A 1297-nucleotide genomic window follows, 5' to 3' on the forward strand; every position below is an offset into this window, starting at 1 on the left:
GCGCTCGAAGCGGCAGTCCCACGTGCCTGCAGATCCCCACGTCACACTAATGGACGGGCTCCAACCTTCGGCACCAAGGAGGCCCGACGTCATCCGGGTGACCACGGACATTTTCCCTCTAGAGCGTGGTGGATCTCCTGTGGGCTGCCGGTTCTGCTGCCGGAGCGGAGGAGGCCTGGGTGTTGTTCGTCGGGGACGACTGGGCGGAAGATCACCATGATGTGGAGGTACAGGACGAGACCGGCCGGCGGCTGACGAAGGCCCGGCTGCCGGAGGGGCTGGCCGGGATCACCCGGCTGCACGAGCTGGTCGGCGCGCACCTGGACGAGGACGCCGGCCCGGACAGGTGGTGGTCGGGATCGAGACCGACCGCGGCCCGTGGGTGTCGGCGCTGGTCGCGGCGGGCTATCAGGTGATCGCGGTCAACCCGTTGCAGGCTGCCCGCTACCGGGAGCGCTACTCCACCTCGGGCGCGAAGAGCGACGCCGGTGACGCGCACGCCCTGGCGGACATGGTCCGTACCGACCGCCACCAGCTACGCCCGGTTGCCGGGGACAGCGACCTGGCCGAGGCGGTGAAGGTCGTCGCCCGGGCCCACCAGAGTCTGGTCTGGGACCGGACCCGTCAGGCCCAGCGACTGCGCTCGGCGCTGGTCGAGTCGTTCCCGGCCGCGCTGGTGGCCTTCGATGACCTCGACGCCCCCGACACGCTCGAGCTGCTGCCGAAGGCACCGTCAGCGGCCGAGGCCGCCCGGCTGACGGTCGCGCAGATCTCGGCTGCGCTCAAGCGCGCCCGCCGGCGGAAGATCCCCGAGAAGGCGGCGGTGGTCCAGGCCGCGCTGCGCGTCGAGCAGCTGCCCGTCAGACCCGCGTCGGCGGTGGCCTACGCCGCGGTCGTGCGCGCCCAGGCCGGGCTGCTCGTCGCGCTCAACGCCGAGGTCGCCCGCCTCGAGGAGCAGGTCGACGCCCATTTTGGCCAGCACCCGGACGCTGAGATCCTGCTGTCCCAGCCCGGCCTGGGACCGGTCCTCGCCGCCCGGGTGCTCGCCGAGTTCGGAGACGACCCCGACCGCTACGCCGACGCGAAGTCCCGGAAAAACTACGCCGGGACCAGCCCGATCACCCGCGCCTCCGGCAAGAAGAAGGTCGCCCTAGCCCGCTACGCCCGCAACCGCCGCCTCGCCGACGCCCTGCACCAGCAGGCCTTCTGTGCCCTGAACGCCTCACCCGGCGCCCGCGCCTACTACGACCAGGTCCGCGCCCGCGGCACCGGCCACCACGCCGCGCTCCGCCACCTC

General features: G+C 72.5%; 2 protein-coding genes. Both read left to right on the forward strand.

The window, feature by feature from the left end:
• Nucleotides 1-179 precede the first annotated feature (179 nt).
• Complete coding sequence (locus tag FDN03_RS16675; RefSeq protein WP_212743950.1) at nt 180-416, forward strand: transposase; 237 nt, start codon at nt 180-182, stop codon at nt 414-416.
• Nucleotides 383-1297 (forward strand): IS110 family transposase (locus FDN03_RS16220; protein ID WP_249354653.1); only part of this gene is annotated, 915 nt, incomplete at its 3' end. The genes FDN03_RS16675 and FDN03_RS16220, both read left to right, overlap by 34 nt.

This window comes from Glutamicibacter sp. V16R2B1 (assembly GCF_005774635.1).
GTDB lineage: Bacteria > Actinomycetota > Actinomycetes > Actinomycetales > Micrococcaceae > Glutamicibacter > Glutamicibacter creatinolyticus.